The organism is Lactobacillus helveticus DSM 20075 = CGMCC 1.1877 (assembly GCF_000160855.1).
GTDB lineage: Bacteria > Bacillota > Bacilli > Lactobacillales > Lactobacillaceae > Lactobacillus > Lactobacillus helveticus.
On the sequence record NZ_GG700756.1, the window covers coordinates 36,887 to 57,998 of the forward strand.

Consider the following 21,112-nt stretch of genomic DNA (forward strand, 5'->3'; position numbering starts at 1 on the left):
TATCTTTATATTATTATTGTATTGCAATGATTAAATGCTGTAAACATATAATTTAGTATTAATACGCAAAAAAAATAAGCTATCAAACTAATCTAGTCTGATAGCTAATTTTTTTATATTTAATTTTTGTTTTATCTTCTACCAATATCAGAAAAGGCTAAGCCCAAAGCTGCACCGCCAAGTGCTCCCGCTTGATGAGAAACAGGACGAGCACCGTTTGCAATCTCATAGTGAAACTTAGTTACACCTTTAGATAGCTTACTCTGCCAGCTTAACGGATCAAGTCCTACACGAATCAAGTTGCAAACATAGTTAGCTGATTCGCCAGTTTCGAGTTGATGCTTAGCATTGAGCAAAACTTTGCGTTCTTCTGGCTTAGTATTTTTGTCTACTAATAAGTCAGTAATATTATTCAAAAGCCAAATGACAAAAATCGTCGCAATTCTGCCTTCATATAGAGCAGATATTCCCCAGGGAATATAATAATCTTCTTTAACAATTGTGTTCCAGACATCTATTAGATCATTCATAATTACATCTCAGAAAATGATATTAAGTGACAGTTAACCTTTTTGGCAAGTTTCTTACATTCATCAGTGAAACCTACCTCGGAGAAAAGATAGTAGTATTTCTTTGGATAAGTAAATAGCGAACTACGGTAAATCAAAGTTTCTAGAATTGATTTACTGATGAGTTCATTCTTCCACTTACATTCACCAAAAAAGCCAGCTAAATTATCTATTGAAATACCGACTATATCCATTTCTACCTGCTTTTTAGCTTTTTTATCGGTGCCCCACCAATAACCTAATCTTCTAAAATACTCAGGCACTATTTCTTTATCCATCATGTGCTGCCACAAATATTCTTGACTAAGTTGCTCAAAGGAGGGGCCTAAGAAGTTTGATAGTCCCTGTTCAATTTGCTTAGCCACAAGATCTGCATATCCTGCCTCAATTAGGCTAATATTTTTACCGACAAATGTATACCAGAAACGAAACATCCCGTCGCTAATGACATAAATCGTCTTCTTACTTTTGGGTTTATCCATCTCAGTCACGGGGACTTTTTTGGAGACGATACCTAAATCAATCAAATTTTTTAAGTACGTAGATACCGCACCTGAAGCCACTTTAGCTGTAGTAGCAATTTGATTCATCTTAGAGGCACCATTTGCAATAGCATTGATGATCGAATTGTAAGTAGATGGATCGCGCAATTCTTGTTTCAACAAATTGTTGGGTTCTTCAAAGAGCAGAGAATCCGAGTTGAGAAAGGCTGCTTTAATATTCTCGATAACAGGAACCTGATCAGAAATCATGTTGAGGTATTTAGGAAAGGAATACCACCAACAATAGAATTAATGTCAAAGGCTTCTTTTTTACTATAATGGGGCAACATTTCTTGTGCTTCTTTTAATGTAAATGGCTTGAGCTTATATTGCACGGTTCGCCTGCCATATAAGGGACTCTTGTAGCCAAGAACTTGCTATTCCATAAAGGACATTGATGAACCACAGAGAATTAAAAACATATTTGTATTCGAATACTCTTGATCGATATAAGACTGCAGCATTGAGCTAACAGCGGGATAAGCTTGAGCTAGATATGGATACTCATCAATGACTAAAATTACTCGCTCTTTTTTTAGCCAGTTCAGCTATTTGACGAAAGGCAGCTTCAAAGGACGAAAATGACGATTCACTTATGATATCAGGGTCCATGAAATGATTAATAGCAGCAGAAAATCTTCGCAAATTATCTTCTTTATTTTCTTCAATGGCAGTAAAGTAGATTGCTTTCTTGTCTTTTAAAAATTCATTGATCAAGGCAGTTTTACCGATTCGGCGCCGACCGTAAATAACTGCAAATTAAAATTTATTCGTCTCATAATGTTGATATAAGCTGGCTAATTCTTTTTTTCTTCCAACAAACTTCATTCTTAGCCTCCCTTTCATTTACAATATTACGATATACAACATTACGATATTGTAAATTAAGCGAAAACAAAATACCGAACCAGCTTAATACTGATTCGGTATTTTTTACTTATACATATATTTCTTACATGCTTCTTCAGGATCCATCCCGTGACGAATCTTAAGCGCAACCTCAATTGATACGTCAGCAATAATTGATTGCGGATCAATCACGTTATAAGGATGATCTGGCGCCTTTTCTTGAGCTAAAGATAATTCAGTACAGCCAAGCAAAATAACGTTACAGCCATACTTATCATGCATTGTTTTCAGAATCTTGTGATACAAGTCATGATCAACAATGCCTTTTTCTTTAATATCAGAATAAATCAATTCATTGACCATCGGTTGAATCTCAGGACCACCTAATTCTACCGTTCTGCCAACCTTTTGAATTTCATCAGCATATAAATGATCATAAATTGACCCTTCTGTAGCAATTAAGCCAATCTTCTTTTCATCAGGATAATTATCAATAAAATTATGCACTGCAATCCGCATCATATGCAAAAATGGCTTATCGGTAAGTGCAGCCAAATCATCATAGAAATAGTGCGCAGTATTACATGGCATAACAAAATAGTCTGTCCCTAGCTTATCCTGGCCTTCTACATCATCTTTTAAGTCATAAAAGAAGTTAGGCTTAGAATGATCCTTAATATAAGCAGTTCTATCAGGAACTTGAGCATCATTAACCAAAATATAGTTTAAATAATCTTGGTCTCGCGCAATTTTTACTCTATGGTTAATTAAGCGAACATAACTTTCAGTGGCAATGGTTCCCATTCCGCCAATAATACTAAAGAAATGTTTCATCTTATCTTTTACTTTCTAAAATGCTCTTTTTGACCTTCTAATTCATTGATCACTTCTTGAGCAACTACGATATCTGATGGGTATGGAGTATTCACACCGCGAATCTTTTGGAATGCATCTGCACCCTTACCGCAGATTAAAACTACATCATCTGGGCCAGCCATAGCAATCGCATCATGAATTGCCTTCTTACGGTCTAATTCAATCGTAACGTCACATTTAGAGTGATCGATACCCGAATCTATTTCCTCGGCAATACTCTTAGGATCTTCAAATCCTGGATCGTCAGTAGTTAAGAATGCCTTATCTGCATATGCACTCAAGCTTTCGCTAAAGCCTGGACGACGAGATACGCCTTTGTCCCCAGGTGCACCGACAACCACAATAATCTTAGGATTATTGAATTCACTTTGCATAAAGTTCATCAAAGCCATCATTGAAGCCTTATTGTGGGCATAATCAACTACAACCATACCGTGATTCTTAGTTCTTTCAGTCTGCATACGGCCTGGAATAGTTACATCACGAATACCCTTAGCACATTGATCATGGTTAAGACCAGCAAGGCCAGCACCAATAATTGCGGCAGTACCGTTGGATTCGTTAAAGTCACCAAGCATCTTCAAAGTATAGTCACCGTTGATTGGCAACTTACGTGCTTTATCACTAGCGCAGAATAGCTTGAAGCGAGTCTCCTTCATATCCAATTCTTGAGAAGCAAATCTAAAGTCAATTGGCACCTTTAAATCTGGATTTTCAAAATCTTCTCTAGCAAATAAGTAAATGCTATCAGGATTAGTAGTGGTGGTGGCTGCAGCGTAAACTTCATTGAAGTGAGCTGTTTCTGCATTGATAATACACTTACGTGAATTTACCAACAATTGCAACTTGCAGTGTAAGTAATCTGCAAAGTTAGGGTGTTCATTCGGTCCAATATGATCTGGACTAATATTCAAGAAGAAACCTAAATCATAAGTTAAACCAAAGACACGATTCTTCTTATACGCTTGACTTGAAACTTCCATTACCAAATGAGTCATTCCGTTATCAACAGCAGTACGCATATCACGGAACAAGTCCAAACTTTCTGGAGTAGTCAAACTAGACTTAAAGCTGTCTTCTGGCTTTGGTCCAATAACATCATTAACTGATGAAATTAAAGCAGTCTTGCCACCATTAGCTTGATCAAGCATCCCCTTCAAGAAGTATGCAGAAGTAGTCTTACCCTTAGTTCCAGTGAATGCTACGACATACAAATCATCTTGTGGGAAACGGAAGAATGCAGCTGAAAGTAGTGCCATTGCCTTTGACACATCACGCACGATCAAAGCGTGCATCCCTTTACCTTCTGGATAAGGTTGTTCAGCGACGTAACAGATTGCCCCGTTATCCTTAGCCATTGATAAATATGTTGGTCTAAAACCTGCACCCTTACAGAAGAATAAAGTATTAGTTTGGATATCACGTGAATCATATGACACGTATTCCATCTTGGTTGCAACAGTATCTTGTACTGCACTCGACTTAAGTAAATGATGCTCTTTTAAAATTAAAATACAGGTATTTAAAGAAATACTCATTAACTTTCTCCTCGTTGTATTAAAACATTTCAGTCAAAATTATAACACAACTAGCCCTTGCTGTTTGTCTTCTTAGGATTAAGTGGCAGACGAATAATAAAACTTGTCCAATTCTTATCCGATTCGCATCTGATAGTACCATGATGCAAATCGACCACACCCTCGGTGATAGAAAGCCCCAATCCTGTACCACCAGTTTTAGTATTGCGCGACGTTTCTACGCGGTAAAAACGGTCAAATATCTTTTTCAATGATTTCTTTGGAATAGGTTCACCATTATTTTCTACACGTAATTCAACTTCTCGCTTGTTTACTAGATTGGCTACCAATTTAATTTGCGTAGCACCAATGCCGTATTTAAGGGCATTAGAAATCAAATTGTTATAGACCCTAACTAATTTTTCTGCATCTGCCCTGATAGTTAAATCTTTAGGACGAGCCTCAATTTTAATTTCTATGCCCTTTTTCTCCGCTTCCAGTTCGAATCCAGCGGCAACTTGTTCTAGCATTGAATAAATATGCAGACTAGTCAAATTCAACTTAGTGGACTTCAGCGTAGTATATTCAAATAAATCATTGGCCAGCGACTTCATTTGCTCCGCCTTGGTATAAGCAATATCGACATATTTTTGTTGATCTTCTGGCGAAGCCACTCCACTTTTCAACAATCCTAAATAACCAATAATTGAAGTTAACGGCGTTCTAATATCATGCGAAACGTTGGTAATCAGTTCATCTTTTGATTGCTCAATTGCACGTTCCTCATTGATGGAATGAACTGTACTATCAACCAATGAATTAATTGAATCAACCACTCGTTGCAAATCTGGGCGTACCCGGAAGTTAATGCGATGATCAAAATGACCACTTGCGATATAGTGCAACTCCAAAATAACGTGGCGCAGCTGCATCTGATGGTAGCGTCTGATTAAGCGCCAGTATAAAACGACAATATCGCCAACACCCATCAAAATAATAAACGTATTTTGCCAAGACCAAAGATGATATCCACCTGCAAAGGTCATTGTCTTTTTTAAGAAATAAATGCCGTTGACCAAGCTTTCATCTTGCAAAATAGCCAGGTGAATCAAAATAATGATTGATAGATTTAACAAAAGCAGAAGGACAATCGTGACAATTCCTTCTGCAAACAATTCACTCTTCTCAGCGCCAGTCAACTTGACGCGTTCTTTTTTCATTAACTATGCCTCGACTTTATATCCTACGCCCCAAACAGTTTGAATAACGTCTTCACCGCCGGTAGCTTTTTGAATCTTATCACGCAAGTGGGAAACGTGAACCATTACAGTTTTAGCTGAAATGATAGATTCTTGTTTCCATACACGTTCAAAGATTTCATCTGCTGAAAATACTCGGTTAGGGTGACTAGCAAGAAGATATAAAATGCCGAATTCAAGAGCAGTTAATTGAATTGCCTTGCCATCAATAGTTTTAACTTCGTGTGAATCACGATTAATAACTAGTGGGCCTACCTCTAAAACATCAGGTTCATCATCTTTAACTTGTTTTTGACTACGACGAAGAAGTGAGCGAACTCTAGCCATTACTTCAAGTGGATTAAATGGCTTAGATACGTAGTCGTCAGCACCAGTGATTAACCCCTGGATCTTGTCCATATCACCAGTTTTGGCTGAAACAATAATAATTGGAATATCTGAATCTTTTCTAACTTCTTTAATTACTTCAATTCCTGACATATTTGGCATCATTATGTCCAAAATCATCAGAGCAATATCTGGTGTTGTGGTTAATTTAGTAATTGCTTCTTTACCGCTATATGCCGCAATTGGTTCATAACCTTCATTTTTAAGATAGATGCTTAATAATTCTACGATTTCCTTGTCATCATCAACAACTAAGATTTTCATAAAGAAAACCCCCTCTCTTTATTTTGCTAATTGGTTATAGTCTATCTAAATTTATCTATTATAAGTGTAGCAGATCCTATGGTCTATATTTTACTATTTTTCTCTAAAAGGCTGAAAATTAAAGCTATTTTTTAGAAAAATGCAAAAAAATAGAGCAACTTGTGCTCTATTTTGCTTTTATTGAATTTCTTTCTTACCAGTGTAGAGTTCGTAGTAATAACCCTTTTGCTTCAAGAGTTCTTCATGGTTACCAGATTCAATAATATGACCATGATCAAGAACCAAGATCAAATCAGAGTTAACAATAGTTGACAAACGGTGGGCAATAACGAAACTAGTTCGTCCAGCAAGCAAGTTGTCCATCCCCGCTTGAACCATCTTTTCGGTCTTGGTATCGATACTTGAAGTTGCTTCGTCCAAAATCATTACGGGCTCATCGGCAATCATCGCTCTAGCGATACTGAGCAGCTGCATTTGTCCTTGTGACAAGTCTCCGCCGTCCCCATCAATCACAGTATCATAACCATGATCAAGGTCGTGAATAAATTCATCGGCGTGTGATAATTTAGCTGCTTGGTAAACATCATCATCACTGGCTTCAGGATTACCGAAACGAATGTTGTCCATGATAGTACCAGTAAACAAGTGTGTTTCCTGCAAAACAATTGAAAGTGATCTACGCAAATCATCCTTCTTAATCTGCTTAATTGGGATACCATCATATGTAATTTTACCTGAATCAATATCGTAGAAACGGTTCCACATATTCGAGATAGTGGTCTTCCCAGCACCAGTTTCACCAACTAAAGCAACCTTCATGCCCGGCTTGGCATTGATTGAAATATCATGCAAGATTGGGTGTTCTGGAACATAACTAAAGTTAACATGATCAAAAATAATGTGTCCACGAACTGGCACTTTCTTAACAGAGCCATCTTTTTCAGGGACATTCCAATTCCACATGCTGCCAACTTCAGCGCCTCGTGAAATTGTAACATCGCCATTGTCAACTTCTGAAGCTTGATCTTCCAAGTTAAAGATTCTTTCAGCACCGGCCAAAGCCATTACAATTGAGTTCAACTGTTGTGAAATCTGGGCAATTGGCATACTAAATTGTTTTGATAATTGCAAGAATGAACCAATAGCACCAAGAGAAAGCGGAGCCCAAGCGTTAATAGCGGTGGCACCACCAACAAAGGCAATTAAAACGTAAAGCAAGTTACCCATGTTACCCATAATTGGGAAAAGAATAGTGGCATAGGTGTTAGCCTTACCTGAGGCTTGACGCAATTCTTCGTTATATTTATCAAAACCAGCCTTAGATTCTGGCTCATGGCTAAAGACTTTAATAACCTTCAAACCATTAAGCATTTCTTCGTTATAACCATTAATTTGTCCCAACTTCTTCTGTTGAACTTGGAAGTAGTGACTTGATCTTAAGGTCAAGAAACGTACGATAACAAATGACATGGCAAAAATGATAAATGAGAAGCCCGTCAATTGCCAACTAAGTGAGAACATCGCTACGACAACGAAGGTCAAACTCAAAGCTGAGTTAGTAAATTGCGGAATTGACTGTGAAATCATCTGCATCAAGGTATCAATATCGTTAGTATAACGACTCATGATATCGCCAAATTCATTTTGATCAAAATATGAAATTGGCAAGCTTTCCATGTGGGTAAACATTTCGTTACGAACACGGAATTGCACCTTCTGGGCTAACACACCCATTAACATATTGAATAAATAGTTGGACAAAAAACCAATGGTATAAATACCAAACATTACCGCAATAGCAGTTGCAAGCGGGCCATAATTTGGCACCTTTTCCTTAGTCAACGGAATAATGTAGTCATTGATTAAGCGTTCAATAAATAGTGAACCAATAACATTACTTGCCGCTGCCAAAACGATTGTAATCATGGAAATGATGAGCATCCATGGACTTGTGCTATTTACCAACTTAAGCAAACGCATCAAAATTTTAATTCGGCTGCCCGTAGTTTGTTTTTTATTATCTATTGCTTGATCCAAAACGCTCACCTACTTTCCTTGTTCTTCTTGGAACTTAGCAATTGAACTATAAAGCTCGTTAGTCTTCATTAATTCTTCATGCGTTCCAATATCTTGAATTTTACCGTGATCCATAACGATGATACGGTCAGCATCCTTAATTGAAACAATTCTTTGTGAAATGATGATCTTCGTTGTATCAGGCATGTCTTTAGCCAAAGAAGTTCTAATTTCACGTTCAGTACTGGTATCAACAGCTGAGGTAGAATCATCCAAAATTAAAATCTTAGGATTCTTAAGCAAAGCTCTCGCAATAGTAATTCTTTGCTTTTGACCACCAGATACGTTGTTACCACCTTGTTCAATCATGGTATCGTAACCATCTGGCATTTCACGGATAAAGCCATCAGCATGCGCAATTTTAGCTGCAGCTACGACTTGTTCATCAGTAGCATTCTCGTTACCCCACTTGAGGTTATCCTTTACCGTACCAGTGAACAAAACGTTGTTTTGTAAAACCATCGCAACGTTATCACGCAAAGTCTTTAAATCGTATGACTTAACGTTATGACTCGCCACACGAACGGCACCTGCCGTTACATCATACAAACGCGGAATCATAGAAACCAAAGTTGACTTAGAAGAACCAGTTTCACCGATAATTCCTAAAGTTTCACCTGATCTGATATGCAAATTGATATCATGTAACGCATCGGTTTTATCAGCTAATTCATATTTGAAACTAACATGATCAAAAATAATTTCACCGTTAGTCAAACGCTTAAGTGGCTTCTTAGGATTTTCAATGGTTGGCTTTTCAGTAATTACGGCAGCAATACGAGGACCACTAGCACCTGAAACAATCAATTGTGTAGTAATCATAGCTAAAATATTCAAACTGAACAAAACAGAGTTTGAATATGTGAACATTGAGATAAGTTGACCAGTTTGCAAAGTGCCGCCAACAATTTCTTTAGCCCCAAACCAGCAGATAGCTAAATTAGAAATGTTCAAAACGGCAGCTACAACTAGTGCACTCAAAGACATGATCTTTTGCGCTGTAGCGAACAACTTATAAATAAAGCCTGATGCCTTTTCGAATTCCTTAATCTGATCTTTTTCCTGAACATAAGTCTTTACTTCGCGAATACCCCGAACATTTTCACGAACGACTTGGTTCATGCGGTCATATCCTCTAAAAATCTTAGGGAAATATGGATATGCAGATTTAATAATTAATCCTAATAGAATCGCAAAAATTGGGCCTATAACTAAGAAAATCAAAGATAATCTTGGACTAATTATTACAGACATCACAATTGAAGCCAAGAACATCATTGGTGCTCTAACTGCAATTCTGATAATAATTTGATATGCCATTTGCACGTTATTAACATCAGTAGTCAAACGCGTAACCAAACTAGCACTTGAAAAGCGATCGATATTTTCAAAAGAATAGTCCTGCATATGGTAGAACATATCCTTACGCAAGTTAGCCGCAAAACCCGCTGCAGCATGTGCTGAAACATAACTCGCACTAGCACCTAATATCAATGAAACGATAGTTATTATCAGCAATAACAACCCCATTTTACTGATATAGGACATATTCCCCTTCATAATTCCATTATCGATCAAAATTCCGACCAAATATGGAATCAGCATTTCGATAATTACTTCGCCAATAATAAATAATGGTGAAAGCAATGACAATTTTTTATATTGTCTAATCGATTTGCTTAATGTTTTGACCATATAGGCCCACCTTTCCATACACTTCATAAATAAAAAGATAAATAGGCTGTTACCTATTTGTCTTTTTTTGACATTATTAAATTAAGTATGTACTTTTTCTTAAAAAGAAGCAAATTATTTGCGTCGTACATTTGGTGCAAATGGTGAACCTGTAATCTTGTAATATCTTCTGAACAAGTAGCGAGCACCAAATGCAATTGCAGCGATAATAATATCAACTTCACCTGGTAATACTGGGTTAATTGGCTTCAATGCTGGAAGAGATAATAACCAAATCCATACGAATAATACAACGACAACTGCGATCATGCCTAAGATAATCTTAGCCCATGATTGACGCTTGCCATTTTTAGGCATAATCCAGTCATTATACTTAACCATACCGATACCCATTACGATACCTACACTGGCTAAAGTCAAAATACCCATTTGAGAGTTTGCGGGTTGCTTCTTAGTTTCAAATAAAGCAACGATTCCAAACAAACCGACAAAAATTGCAAGATACATCAAGGCACCATCAATAGCTAATTGCCAAAATGGAGTTGCAACTGGCTTCTTGTCTGGATGAAGCATTTGTTCTGCCTTGATTTTTGGAGAAGCTAAATATAAACCGTTGGCTGGTTGACCATGGCGTTGAGCCATTATAATTTCGCCTAATAATTTATCAGTCATCTCTACTGCTTCAGCACGAGAAATTGAACCTTGCAATTGTAATTCTTTTTCCAAACGGAAAACGTAATCTTGATTTTTATTACTCAACTTATTACGTAATTCCTTAGGATCCATTTGCTTAATTTCTTCGTCTTGATTATCAGCTTCAGTTTGACGCTTCAGTTTTGCTTGCTTTTCACTATCAATATTTGAAGCTGTTTGTTCTTTTTTTGTCTCTTCAGCCATTCTTACTCCTAGACATTAAATCTAAATTCGATAATATCACCGTCTTGAACTTCGTAGTCCTTACCTTCAAGACGCAATTTACCTGCTTCCTTAACCTTTTGCATAGTTTCAAGTTTGTCCAAATCGTCAAAGGAAACAACTTCAGCACGAATGAAGCCACGTTCAAAGTCTGAGTGAATAACACCGGCAACTTGTGGAGCCTTCATACCCTTGTGGAAAGTCCAAGCACGAGTTTCAGGACCACCAGCAGTAAAGAAGGTTCTAAGACCTAAAATGTGGTAAGCAGCACGAATCAAACGGTCCAAACCAGATTCTTCAACGCCTTCCATTTCAAGAAATTCCTTCTTTTCATCGTCATCCATACCAGCAATTTCTTCTTCAGTTGCGGCAGAAATACCTAAGCATTCAGCACCTTCGCTTTCAGCATGTTTCTTAACGATTTGGTAGTACTTGTCGCTTTCGGGGTCAGCCATTGAATCTTCAGCGATATTAGCTACGTAAATAACTGGCTTAGAAGTCAAAAGGAATAATCCCTTAACAATCTTTTGTTCATCTTCATTGAAGTCGATTGAACGAGCAGCGTTACCTTCTTCAAGAACTGGTTGCAACTTATTAAGAACAGCCATTTCAGCTTTAGCTTCCTTGTCGCCTTGTTGAGCAACTTTCTTCACCTTGTTGATGCGGCGGTTAACAGCATCAAGGTCGGCAATTGCAAGCTCTAAGTTAATAGTATTAATGTCTTCTTCTGGATCAACCTTACCTGTAACTGAAGTAATGTTGTCATCATCAAAAGCACGAACTACGTGAACAATAGCATCAGTTTGGCGAATGTTTTCGAGGAATTTGTTACCAAGACCTTCACCCTTTGAAGCACCCTTTACCAAACCGGCAATATCAGTAAATTCAAAAGTAGTGTGCACAATCTTCTTAGCAGGAATCAATTCTTGAATTCTTGCTAAACGCTTGTCAGGAACTTCAACCATTCCGACATTTGGTTCAATGGTGGCAAATGGGTAGTTAGCCATTTCTGCACCAGCCTTAGTAATCGCATTAAACAAAGTTGACTTACCAACGTTTGGTAAACCAACGATACCAGCAGTTAATGACATTTGTTGTCCTCTTTTTCTAAAAAATCTATTTTTATCTTACTTGTCTATTTTATCTAAAATTTGGGCGAACGATACGATCTTTTGGCACATATTGCTCTTTTTTTGCATTAACCGGATCATTAGCCTTAGTTAAAACCTTTTTCAGCTTCCGGTTAAATTTGCTACGTGGCATCATAACCATGTGACCGCATCCCATACACTTCAGCTTAATATCAGCACCCATACGCAAAATTTCCCAGTCATTTACTTGGCATGCATGGGGCTTTTTCATTTGAACTGTATCAGCTAAATTATAAGCGATATCTTTAGTCATCTAAATCAACACCTAACATATCAAGAATTCTATTCAACTCTTCAGCAGAAGTAAAATCAATTGATAGGTGACCCTTACCTTTTTTGGTTTCTGAAATATTAACGCTTGCGCCAAACTTATTAGAAAGTTGGTTTTCACTTGCTCTAATAAAGGCTGACTTCTTAATAGCCTTATTTTGAGGCTTTTTGGCATTCATTTTATTGACCAAGGCTTCAACTTTACGAACAGGTATCCCTTCCTGGGCCACCTTTTTAGCTAAGCCATCAATCTTGTCTTTATCTTTTAAAGCTAAAAGAGTTCTAGCTTGACCCATTGATAATTCGCCATGTTGCAATAAACGCTTAGTTTTGCTTGGTAAAGTCAATAAACGTAAATAGTTGGCAATATATGGACGAGACTTACCCATTCTCTTAGAAATTTCTTCTTGAGTCAAGCTAAGATTTTTTTGTAGCATTTCATAAGCTTGAGCTTCTTCAAGTGGGGTCAAATCTTCACGTTGCAAGTTTTCTAGTACTGCAACTTCCATCATTTGACTCTCGTCAAACTTACGAACAATTGCAGGAATAATCTTTTTCTTAGCTAACTTCGATGCACGATAACGGCGTTCACCGGCAATAATTTCATAGCCATTGACGGACTTGCGCACGACAATAGGTTGAAAAACGCCATTTTCCTTAATAGAATCAGATAATTCCTTCAGGCTCTTATCGTCAAATCGTTTTCTAGGTTGGTATGGATTAGGCCGAATCTCACTTAAATTGAGTTCTTGAACTTCTTCAGTCTCTTCAATTTGTGGTTCATCTTCAAATAAGGCTTCAATACCACGGCCTAAGCCGCCTTTTTTTCTAGTTTCTTTACTTTTGGAGTCTCTTACCATGAGCTTTTAACACCTCTTTTGCTAAATCATCATATACCTTAGCACCACGAGATCTTGGAGCATATTCGGTAATCGGCTGACCATAACTTGGAGCCTCTGCTAATTTAGTAATTCTTGGGATAATTGTCTTATAAACTTTTTTACTAAAGTATGATTGTACTTCCTTAACTACTTCAGCACCCAAATTAGTTCTAGCATCCAGCATAGTTAAAAGCACGCCTTCAACGCCTAAGTCCTTATTGAAGTGCTTTTGTACTAAACGAATAGTATTTAAAAGCTGACTTAAACCTTCCATAGCGTAGTACTCACTTTGAACTGGGATCAAAATTGAATCGGATGCAGTAAAGGCATTAATTGAAAGCTGCCCCAATGAAGGAGGACAATCCATAAAGACAAAATCATATTGATCACTAATTGCATCTAAAGATGACTTCAGTCTCGTTTCACGTGCCATCATGCTAATTAACTCAGTTTCAGCTCCAGATAAATTAATAGTTGCTGGAACCATGTCTAACTTAGCTGTTGACGTATGATGAATCGTATCTTGGATTGGAATTTCGTCAATCAAAACATTGTAAATGTCCTGGTCAATCTCTGATTTTTCAATTCCTAAACCAGAGGTGGCATTTCCTTGTGGGTCAATATCCACAATTAAAACACGGTAACCACGGTCGGCAATTGAGGCTGCTAGATTAATAGTAGTAGTGGTTTTACCCACGCCACCTTTTTGGTTAGCAACCGAAATTACATTTACCATATTTTCCCATCCTTTCTACTTTCTTTTTAATTCAATGGTGATTTTATAATCATCAGGATTTTTATCTTCTTTAATTTTAACCTTAATTCCTGAATCTTTTGCCAATTTGACAGCCTTCTTGATGGTATTAATTTGAACTTTAAAATCCTTAGGGATGCGGTTAACAACACGCTTTTGTTCTGCTTTTTCTTTCTTCTTAGGTTGAGGATTAAAGTAGGCATCAACATCTTTAGCAATTTCTTCAGTTTGCTTTACATTCAAGCCTTTAGCTTCAACCTCAGCTAAAACTCGTTTTTGATCTGCAACATCTAAATTTAAAAGAGCACGACCATGACGAGCAGTAATCTTGCCTTCAACTAAAGCAGTTTGCACATCATCATCTAATTTGAGCAAGCGCAACTTGTTTGCAACATAAGATTGAGATTTGCCCATGTCTTTAGCCAAAGCAGTCTGAGTTAAATCATTTAATTTCATTAAATTAGTATAAGCTTTAGCTTCATCAATGGGGTTCAAGTCTTCTCTTTGCAAGTTTTCAATTAAAGCAAGAGAAGCTGCTTGATCATCGTTCATATTCTTGACGATTGCTGGAATAGTCTCCCAGCCTAAACTCTTAGCAGCACGATAGCGACGTTCACCTGCAATAATCTCATAGTGATCATCACCATCTTCACGTACTACGATTGGTTGAAGCAATCCATCTTGATCAAGAGTATCAGCCAATTCCTTAATTGAGTCATCAGAAAATTGACGTCGTGGTTGATATTGATTAGGAACAATCTTATCTAACTCAAGATCTTGAATTTGCTTATTCTTAGGGATTTCTTCATCATGATGCATAAAAGAAAATAATGACATTCTTCATACTCCTATTAACATATTGGTTTACGCCGCGGCGTCCCTGCTTGACGAGGGTATTTCTTTGGCGTCTCTTTTACTTTTTTAACTAAAACCAAAGTTCTTTCTTCTGTAGTTCCTGGTAAAGTCAGCTCTTCATCTTTAATCAATTTGCCGCCGAGAACTGCAAGTGCTTTTTTGCCTTCATCCAGTTCGTCTTCAGCCTTTGGCCCCTTAAGAGCTACAAAATAGCCGTCTTTTTTTACCAGCGGTAAGCAATACTCGCTCAAAACGCTCATCTTGGCTACGGCACGTGCGGTAACAATGTCGAACTTTTCACGATAAAGCTTATTTTGACCAACGTCTTCGGCACGACCATGAACCAACTCCACATTATCCAAACCCAATTTAGCAATCAGGTCTTTCAAAAAAGTTAATCTTTTAGCTAGTGAATCAACAATTGTTACTTTAAGAGATGGCTTTAAAATCTTCAACGGAATCGAAGGAAAACCAGCTCCTGCTCCGACATCACAAAGAGTAGCTCCATCTTTAAAAACATCGCCAAAAACAAAAAGTGGCGTAATACTATCATAAAAATGCTTGAGATAAACTTCATTTTCTTCTGTAATTCGAGTCAAGTTAACATGTTCATTGACCTCAATTAAGAATTTAAAATAAAGTTTAAATTGTTCTTTTTGTTTATCAGTTAATACAAAATTATGTTTTGATAATTCTAAGATAAATTTTTCAGGATTCATTTTTCACCCGTGAAACCTTGTTTCACACTTCTAAATTTAACGCTAAATATACTTATTAATAAAGATAAATCGTCCTTACAATTATGAAGTATTTTATTGCAATCGTCAAAGTTTTGCCGCATGCAAAATAGGGTATAATATTCCGCAAAGGAGAATGAAAAATGGTTGTTACTTTACTTGTTTTAGCTTATTTAGCTTACAAAGCCTATACGGGCTATAAAACTGGCTTTACCAGATACATTATTGGTTTAATTTGTTCCGCCATTGTCTTCATGGTTGCAATTTTCATGCAAAATCCATTTGGCGATTGGCTTTATACCCAAATTACGGGAGAAATGATCAAAAGCAACTCAACAACTAATGTAGAATTGATGATCGCGCGCTTTGCGGCCTTCTTCATTATCTTCTTTGTTGGCAAAATGATCATGAAAATATTTAAAGGTTGGATTCCTGCTAAAAATCCACACGCCACTAATCTTGGCAGCCTTTTAGATAATGTTCTAGGAGCTCTAGTATCCCTAGTAGCCAGCTACTTCATAGTCTACGTTGTCTTATCAATGTTCAATGCTTTGCAAAATCCATGGTTCATGCAACAGACAATAGATTCTAGCTTTTTGCGTTTCATTATCTACAGCACACCTGGGCTTTCCAACGGCGTCTTCAACAGTATCTTCAATATTGGCAAGACCGTTGGTTAAACAAAATAGGACTAAACAAACTATTTGCTTAGTCCTATTTTTTACTTATTAAAATTGTCGTATTCAACATGTTCATCGTTATAAACAAAAATTGCTCCGATTCTGTCGGGATTATCATGCCAATTCTCAAGAGGATGACCTACAAAGAATAATCTCTTGCATTCAATTTCTGCTTCAACTGATGTTTTTGTAAAAGTGGTTACGCCTGCCAAATTTGTTTTTACAGGATAACCAGTTCTAGGATCGATTAAATGGTGATACTTATGTCCATCAACCACTAGATAACGCTCATATGTACCACTAGTTACAGCTGAACATTCTCCTACCATTACAGAAGTAATATTATCGCCACGAGGCTCTTTTGGATCTTGGATACCGATAACCCATTTGCCATTATCTCGTTTAGGTGAATCGCCTACCAGTAGAATATTACCACCTAGATTGATAATGCCTGCCTCAACGCCGTATGCTAGCCATAAATCACGAATTCGATCGGCAATCCAGCCCTTAGCAATACCACCAAGATCTAATTCCATTCCCTTCATTTGAAGAAAAACGGTTTGATCTTGATCGTTTAATTCTACTTTAAACGGATCTGTCATCAGCATCTTGTCTTTAATTTCTTCATCCTTAGGGACATGAGCGCCTTTAAAACCGATATGCCATAATTTTACTACTGGTCCAATCAAAGCGTTAAAGCCAAAATTTTCTCTGCTTTTTTCTACGGCTAACTTCACTAGGCTATAGACTGCACTCGAAACTTGAACAGGATGATCACCTGAGGCATGATTAATATCCATTACTTCAGATTGATCACGATTAACAGTAAAAATATCTTCATAATGATCAATTAAATCAAAAGATTTTTTCAATAAGCTTCGATCTTGTGTCCCGAATATTTGCAAAGTAATCGACGTGCCTAAAGCATGGTGATGACCTACTACTTGTTCTAATGCTAAATCTTTAATCATTTTAATTCCTAGTTCTCTAAATACAATTCACGTAATTTATCACGCAATTCCGGCGTTACGCCAATTTTTTCTTCAAGATAATTATCGATACCACCAAAATCTTTTTCAATTGCAATTAATGCAGTATCTAAGAATGCATCAGAGACAGAACCTAAGATGCGCATATTGGCGCGGAAACATAAATTTTCTCCCTCTTCTTGCATCTTCTTATCTCGCACGGCGCGGTAATCATTTAGCATATAATTTGAATACAGATAATCTTGCCTAATAGTCTCCATATCAACGCCCAATAGGTAAAGAACAACCACCGTCACAATTCCTGTTCTATCCTTACCTTCCGAACAATGATAAAGAACTGCACCATCTTCAGTATTGGCTAAAACTTCTAGAATTTTGTGAATACTATTTTGGGCATGCTCTTTTAATACATACGAGCGATAACGATCACACATCATTTTAAAACCAGCATATTGGTCATGACGATAAACTTCAAACGTTTTAGCAAGGTCTTTTTTGCCACCTTGCGTATTATCATTAGTAGAAATAGACAAATTAATGTGTTCTACGCCCGGGATCTTACTATCAGGCATATTATGACACTCTAATGGCGAGCGTAAATCAATGATTTTAGTCAAACCATAATCCAGCAAGAATTGTTGATCATGTAACGTAATATTACTGATCTTGCCTGTTCTAAGTAAACGATACATCTTTACTCTACGTCCATGATCGCCAATATAGCCGCCCAAATCACGAGGATTGCGGACTCGCTCTAATGGCAAAACAATTGGATCCACCATTTAATTCACCCCCATTACATTTCATTTTTGATAAAAAAACCGGATAGCTTTCTATCCGGTAATTTTACTATTGAGCTAGAGAACTAGCAAAATTATTTATTTGCTTGTTCCACAAATTTGATGAAGTTATCCATCATTGCATCTAATTGCTTGATGTAGTCTTCATTTGAAAGATCACCAGTAGTTTTATCAAAGTTGCTTGCTGCACCACTGATTAAAATTTCGTTGCCTGGCAAAACATTAGCGCTCATATCAGGTGAAAGCAAAATTTCACGTGCATCTTCTTGAGCACGACTTGAGCCTTGAATACCGTATGATGTACCCACAACTGCTGCTGGTTTCATCTTCATTACATCAGGACCAGCGTGTGAGCCAAGCCATTCAAGAGCACTTTTAAGAGCTGCAGGAATAGCATGATCATATTCAGGTGTAGTCAAAATTACGCCATCTGCATTTTTAATATCTTCAATCCAATTTTTGGTAGCTTCATCTGGTTCAGCTGTTCTAGAGAAAGGCTTAATTTGATCAATTTCTTTAACTTCAAAATCAGCCTTATCTGCATAACGCTTAGCAATAAATTTTGCTAAAAAACGATTATATGAAAATGGAGCATTTGTACCAACGACTACTAATAATTTCATTTAAATAAGCCCCCTACTTAGTAAGTTGTGCATACCAATTATCTACTTCATCAAAGAAGTGATTCAAAAACTTAAGCGTACCTGGTTCTGCCAAATTGCCTTCTTCATCAAATTGTTGTAGTGCTATTCCCATCATGAATTCATCACCATTAAATACGTGAGCATTAAAACCAGGAGAAGCTAAAATACTCTTTAAACGAGTTTGAGAACGGGCACCACCTTGAGGCATTGGTGAAGTTGAAACAATTACAACTGGCTTGTCATGGAAAGGATGAACTGAACTAGAAAGCCATTCAAGAGCACTCTTTAAGGCACTTGTAACTGAGTGTTGTTGTTCTGGAGAACCAATCAAGATCATGTCAGCATCTCCAACTTTTTCACCTAAATCTAAAATTTCTTTAGGAGCTTCAACACCTTCTTTGAACATTGGTAAGCCCTTAACAGTTGCAAAGTCGAAGTCGTATTTATAATCTAAATTTTTGATAATAACTTTGAGCAATTTTTCGTTAAATGAGTTATCTGCATTTGAGCCAGATAAAGCAAGTACCTTCATAAAAACCACCTTTCGAAAATTCCTTTAACATATTAATTATAACCTAATGACCACAAAAATAGCTGTTTTTTAATCTGAAGTAAGTGTCAATATTTTTGCGGTAGGCTATTAACCATTAGTCTGACCTTAATTTCTTAAATATTTATTTGATTTATTTTTCTGCTAAAATCGTTTAAATAGCTATGTCCTGCTGTTAAGCTTTCAATGTCGCCGTGATGAATGCCCAGATGAGCTTCATGCATCTTTCTTAGGCTGGCACGAACCGCTCCTTTCAATTCTTCCTGATCACCAATATCGAGCTGCCCACCTGCAAACTCACTGCTAAGCCAGTATTCCAGCTCATGCCAAATTCCAGACACGAGCTGCTTGAAAACTTATTCTATTTTCTTATCAGTACTTCTTGACGAAGAACCGGAATAAAAAAGAAGCTAGGAAATAATAAAATACTTTTCCAGCTTCAAAATTAAAATTCTATAGTGTGTTGTGATACTTCTTTAGCAAGAAGATAAAGGAGATTATACATACGATTGAAGAAGCGGCCACAATTCCGAAACCGGCACTCCAGCTAGTCTTACCAACGATTGAACCAATTCCATATGAAGCAATTACTTCACCAAAGGCGTATCCGAAGAATCCTGATAATCCGATCCCAGAAGCAATTGATTCAACAGGGAGGGCATCCATGATAACAATTCCAATTAGAACCTGTTGGCCGTAAATACAAATTCCAAGGATACCCAAAATAATGTCGATAATTACAATATTTTGCGCAAGTGCATAGAATGGAATTAAAACTAGGATAATGCTTGAAGTAACCAACATGATTGGAACTCGACGACCCTTAAGGAGCTTGTCTGATAGTAAACCTAAAAGGATAGTTCCAGGAATAGCTGCGTACTCAAAAATGGTAAAAGCTGAATTGGTAGCGACTGATGAGAATCCCTTAGAAGTTGAGAGGTAAATTGGGATCCAGTTTTCAATTCCGTAACGTAAAATGTACGAGAATGCGTTCATGATGCAAAGTGCCCAGACAATTGGGTTCTTCATGATATTATCATGGAAGGCCCCCCATGAGGTCTTATGCTTGATATTCTTTTGCTTACTCTTATTAACCTTAGGGAGACCAACTGATTCGGGTGTATCAACTCCCAGAACCATTACGATTAAAGCCATTACGACAGAAATCAGAGATGGAATTAAGAAAATGCTATGAATGTTGGCCGCACCGAAAGCGCCGACCGTTCCGGCAACGATTAAGGAAGCAGTTCCTGAACCAATATTGTGTGAGATATTCCACGTACTTGTTGCGGTCCCCAGTTGGTGTTCATCAAACCATGTAGCTAGCGATTTTTGACAACATGGTGAACCAATTCCTTGGGTTACACCGATACCGATCATTAACAAGATCATTACCCATAAGCTTCGGGTGTAGCCAAAGAAAGTATTAAAAATTGCAGATAAAATAAGGCCGACACCGACAAAGTAACGGGGGTTTAACCGGTCAGCAAGTAATCCCATAAAGAATTTACCAATTCCGTATGAAATTGCGAGTGCTGATAGGACCAGTCCAACATCAGCAGTAGTTAAGCCAATGTCCTTTGTCAAATATGGTGACGAAAGTGTAAAGTTTGACTTAACAATGTAGTAACTTGCATAGGCTAAAATCGTACTGACCAAAATTCTGGTCCGATATTTAATAAAAGCGCCGTGCATTTGTTCTTTTGGAACTAATTTGTCACTTGGCGCACTTGGTAATAGCCAATTAATCATTAGATAACCCTTCTTCCAAATAACTTAACTCACTCCTCACAAATGATCCAGCGATTAGAATAGACTATAGCGAAACCGCTGTCAAGTTTGATAAAAGAAT

General features: G+C 37.2%; 20 protein-coding genes and 2 pseudogenes. 1 reads left to right on the forward strand and 21 read right to left on the reverse strand.

What is annotated here, in order from left to right:
• Positions 1–131: 131 nt before the first annotated feature.
• The 15 genes and pseudogenes from HMPREF0518_RS06730 to rsmG form a co-directional block, all read right to left on the reverse strand.
• Positions 132–530 (reverse strand): bacteriocin immunity family protein, encoded by a 399-nt coding sequence (locus HMPREF0518_RS06730; RefSeq protein ID WP_003627345.1) that lies wholly within the window; start codon positions 528–530, stop codon positions 132–134.
• A gap of 2 nt (positions 531–532) precedes the next feature.
• Positions 533–1,939 (reverse strand): annotated as a pseudogene (locus tag HMPREF0518_RS09830) (ATP-binding protein).
• 105 nt (positions 1,940–2,044) lie between these two features.
• Positions 2,045–2,794: an aspartate/glutamate racemase family protein gene (locus HMPREF0518_RS06745; protein ID WP_003627350.1), complete on the reverse strand. Its 750-nt coding sequence runs from the start codon at positions 2,792–2,794 to the stop codon at positions 2,045–2,047.
• An 8-nt stretch (positions 2,795–2,802) separates the two neighbouring features.
• Entirely contained in the window at positions 2,803–4,374 is a 1,572-nt protein-coding gene (locus HMPREF0518_RS06750; protein WP_003627351.1) for a UDP-N-acetylmuramoyl-L-alanyl-D-glutamate--2,6-diaminopimelate ligase, read from the reverse strand.
• 50 nt (positions 4,375–4,424) lie between these two features.
• Positions 4,425–5,573, reverse strand: coding sequence for a sensor histidine kinase (locus HMPREF0518_RS06755; RefSeq protein WP_003627352.1), 1,149 nt, complete (start codon positions 5,571–5,573; stop codon positions 4,425–4,427).
• Between the two features lie 3 nt (positions 5,574–5,576).
• On the reverse strand, positions 5,577–6,263 hold the full coding sequence (gene croR, locus HMPREF0518_RS06760; RefSeq protein WP_003627353.1) for a response regulator transcription factor CroR: 687 nt from the start codon (positions 6,261–6,263) through the stop codon (positions 5,577–5,579).
• Between the two features lie 177 nt (positions 6,264–6,440).
• On the reverse strand, positions 6,441–8,300 hold the full coding sequence (locus HMPREF0518_RS06765) for an ABC transporter ATP-binding protein (protein WP_035518299.1): 1,860 nt from the start codon (positions 8,298–8,300) through the stop codon (positions 6,441–6,443).
• Between the two features lie 9 nt (positions 8,301–8,309).
• Positions 8,310–10,034, reverse strand: coding sequence for an ABC transporter ATP-binding protein (locus tag HMPREF0518_RS06770; protein ID WP_023192887.1), 1,725 nt, complete (start codon positions 10,032–10,034; stop codon positions 8,310–8,312).
• Between the two features lie 114 nt (positions 10,035–10,148).
• Positions 10,149–10,931: a DUF1129 domain-containing protein gene (locus HMPREF0518_RS06775; RefSeq protein WP_003627359.1), complete on the reverse strand. Its 783-nt coding sequence runs from the start codon at positions 10,929–10,931 to the stop codon at positions 10,149–10,151.
• 8 nt (positions 10,932–10,939) lie between these two features.
• Positions 10,940–12,040: a redox-regulated ATPase YchF gene (ychF, locus tag HMPREF0518_RS06780; protein ID WP_003627361.1), complete on the reverse strand. Its 1,101-nt coding sequence runs from the start codon at positions 12,038–12,040 to the stop codon at positions 10,940–10,942.
• Positions 12,041–12,089: 49 nt separating this feature from the next.
• Positions 12,090–12,353: a DUF951 domain-containing protein gene (locus tag HMPREF0518_RS06785; RefSeq protein WP_003627362.1), complete on the reverse strand. Its 264-nt coding sequence runs from the start codon at positions 12,351–12,353 to the stop codon at positions 12,090–12,092.
• Entirely contained in the window at positions 12,346–13,230 is an 885-nt protein-coding gene (locus HMPREF0518_RS06790) for a ParB/RepB/Spo0J family partition protein (RefSeq protein ID WP_003627363.1), read from the reverse strand. Before HMPREF0518_RS06790 ends, HMPREF0518_RS06785 begins: the two co-directional genes overlap by 8 nt.
• On the reverse strand, positions 13,208–13,987 hold the full coding sequence (locus tag HMPREF0518_RS06795; RefSeq protein ID WP_003627364.1) for a ParA family protein: 780 nt from the start codon (positions 13,985–13,987) through the stop codon (positions 13,208–13,210). Before HMPREF0518_RS06795 ends, HMPREF0518_RS06790 begins: the two co-directional genes overlap by 23 nt.
• Positions 13,988–14,002: 15 nt before the next feature.
• The gene (gene noc, locus HMPREF0518_RS06800) at positions 14,003–14,842 is read right to left on the reverse strand and encodes a nucleoid occlusion protein (protein WP_003630225.1); all 840 of its coding nucleotides are present in this window, start codon (positions 14,840–14,842) and stop codon (positions 14,003–14,005) included.
• A 14-nt stretch (positions 14,843–14,856) separates the two neighbouring features.
• Positions 14,857–15,579 carry a 16S rRNA (guanine(527)-N(7))-methyltransferase RsmG gene (gene rsmG / locus HMPREF0518_RS06805; protein WP_003627366.1) on the reverse strand — a complete coding sequence of 241 codons (723 nt, stop codon included), beginning with the start codon at positions 15,577–15,579 and terminating at the stop codon, positions 14,857–14,859.
• A 161-nt stretch (positions 15,580–15,740) separates the two neighbouring features.
• Here rsmG and HMPREF0518_RS06810 point away from each other — a divergent pair, with 161 nt between their 5' ends.
• Entirely contained in the window at positions 15,741–16,277 is a 537-nt protein-coding gene (locus HMPREF0518_RS06810; RefSeq protein ID WP_003627367.1) for a CvpA family protein, read from the forward strand.
• Positions 16,278–16,318: 41 nt separating this feature from the next.
• Here the strand turns inward: HMPREF0518_RS06810 and HMPREF0518_RS06815 are convergent, their stop codons facing one another.
• The 6 genes and pseudogenes from HMPREF0518_RS06815 to HMPREF0518_RS06840 all read right to left on the reverse strand — a co-directional run bounded on the left by HMPREF0518_RS06815 (position 16,319) and on the right by HMPREF0518_RS06840 (position 21,012).
• A complete protein-coding gene (locus HMPREF0518_RS06815) occupies positions 16,319–17,248 on the reverse strand; it encodes an FAD:protein FMN transferase (RefSeq protein WP_003627368.1) in 930 nt (309 codons plus the stop codon).
• An 8-nt stretch (positions 17,249–17,256) separates the two neighbouring features.
• Positions 17,257–18,048, reverse strand: a complete 792-nt coding sequence (locus HMPREF0518_RS06820) for a tyrosine-protein phosphatase (protein WP_003627369.1) — start codon at positions 18,046–18,048, stop codon at positions 17,257–17,259.
• Between the two features lie 92 nt (positions 18,049–18,140).
• The gene (locus tag HMPREF0518_RS06825; protein WP_003627370.1) at positions 18,141–18,689 is read right to left on the reverse strand and encodes an NADPH-dependent FMN reductase; all 549 of its coding nucleotides are present in this window, start codon (positions 18,687–18,689) and stop codon (positions 18,141–18,143) included.
• Positions 18,690–18,702: 13 nt separating this feature from the next.
• Positions 18,703–19,242 (reverse strand): NADPH-dependent FMN reductase, encoded by a 540-nt coding sequence (locus HMPREF0518_RS06830; protein ID WP_003627371.1) that lies wholly within the window; start codon positions 19,240–19,242, stop codon positions 18,703–18,705.
• Positions 19,243–19,376: 134 nt separating this feature from the next.
• Positions 19,377–19,586 (reverse strand): annotated as a pseudogene (locus HMPREF0518_RS06835) (ISLre2 family transposase); the annotation flags it as partial.
• Positions 19,587–19,713: 127 nt separating this feature from the next.
• A complete protein-coding gene (locus HMPREF0518_RS06840) occupies positions 19,714–21,012 on the reverse strand; it encodes an MFS transporter (protein ID WP_003627373.1) in 1,299 nt (432 codons plus the stop codon).
• Positions 21,013–21,112: the final 100 nt, after the last annotated feature.

What these genes read in the sequence shown, in the direction of transcription:
- HMPREF0518_RS06730 (WP_003627345.1), bottom strand. Translation starts at nt 530, where the DNA reads ATGAATGATCTAATAGATGTCTGGAACACAATTGTTAAAGAAGATTAT.
- HMPREF0518_RS06745 (WP_003627350.1), bottom strand. Translation starts at nt 2,794, where the DNA reads ATGAAACATTTCTTTAGTATTATTGGCGGAATGGGAACCATTGCCACT.
- HMPREF0518_RS06750 (WP_003627351.1), bottom strand. Translation starts at nt 4,374, where the DNA reads ATGAGTATTTCTTTAAATACCTGTATTTTAATTTTAAAAGAGCATCAT.
- HMPREF0518_RS06755 (WP_003627352.1), bottom strand. Translation starts at nt 5,573, where the DNA reads ATGAAAAAAGAACGCGTCAAGTTGACTGGCGCTGAGAAGAGTGAATTG.
- croR (WP_003627353.1), bottom strand. Translation starts at nt 6,263, where the DNA reads ATGAAAATCTTAGTTGTTGATGATGACAAGGAAATCGTAGAATTATTA.
- HMPREF0518_RS06770 (WP_023192887.1), bottom strand. Translation starts at nt 10,034, where the DNA reads ATGGTCAAAACATTAAGCAAATCGATTAGACAATATAAAAAATTGTCA.
- HMPREF0518_RS06775 (WP_003627359.1), bottom strand. Translation starts at nt 10,931, where the DNA reads ATGGCTGAAGAGACAAAAAAAGAACAAACAGCTTCAAATATTGATAGT.
- ychF (WP_003627361.1), bottom strand. Translation starts at nt 12,040, where the DNA reads ATGTCATTAACTGCTGGTATCGTTGGTTTACCAAACGTTGGTAAGTCA.
- HMPREF0518_RS06785 (WP_003627362.1), bottom strand. Translation starts at nt 12,353, where the DNA reads ATGACTAAAGATATCGCTTATAATTTAGCTGATACAGTTCAAATGAAA.
- HMPREF0518_RS06790 (WP_003627363.1), bottom strand. Translation starts at nt 13,230, where the DNA reads ATGGTAAGAGACTCCAAAAGTAAAGAAACTAGAAAAAAAGGCGGCTTA.
- HMPREF0518_RS06795 (WP_003627364.1), bottom strand. Translation starts at nt 13,987, where the DNA reads ATGGTAAATGTAATTTCGGTTGCTAACCAAAAAGGTGGCGTGGGTAAA.
- noc (WP_003630225.1), bottom strand. Translation starts at nt 14,842, where the DNA reads ATGTCATTATTTTCTTTTATGCATCATGATGAAGAAATCCCTAAGAAT.
- rsmG (WP_003627366.1), bottom strand. Translation starts at nt 15,579, where the DNA reads ATGAATCCTGAAAAATTTATCTTAGAATTATCAAAACATAATTTTGTA.
- HMPREF0518_RS06810 (WP_003627367.1), top strand. Translation starts at nt 15,741, where the DNA reads ATGGTTGTTACTTTACTTGTTTTAGCTTATTTAGCTTACAAAGCCTAT.
- HMPREF0518_RS06815 (WP_003627368.1), bottom strand. Translation starts at nt 17,248, where the DNA reads ATGATTAAAGATTTAGCATTAGAACAAGTAGTAGGTCATCACCATGCT.
- HMPREF0518_RS06820 (WP_003627369.1), bottom strand. Translation starts at nt 18,048, where the DNA reads ATGGTGGATCCAATTGTTTTGCCATTAGAGCGAGTCCGCAATCCTCGT.
- HMPREF0518_RS06825 (WP_003627370.1), bottom strand. Translation starts at nt 18,689, where the DNA reads ATGAAATTATTAGTAGTCGTTGGTACAAATGCTCCATTTTCATATAAT.
- HMPREF0518_RS06830 (WP_003627371.1), bottom strand. Translation starts at nt 19,242, where the DNA reads ATGAAGGTACTTGCTTTATCTGGCTCAAATGCAGATAACTCATTTAAC.
- HMPREF0518_RS06840 (WP_003627373.1), bottom strand. Translation starts at nt 21,012, where the DNA reads ATGATTAATTGGCTATTACCAAGTGCGCCAAGTGACAAATTAGTTCCA.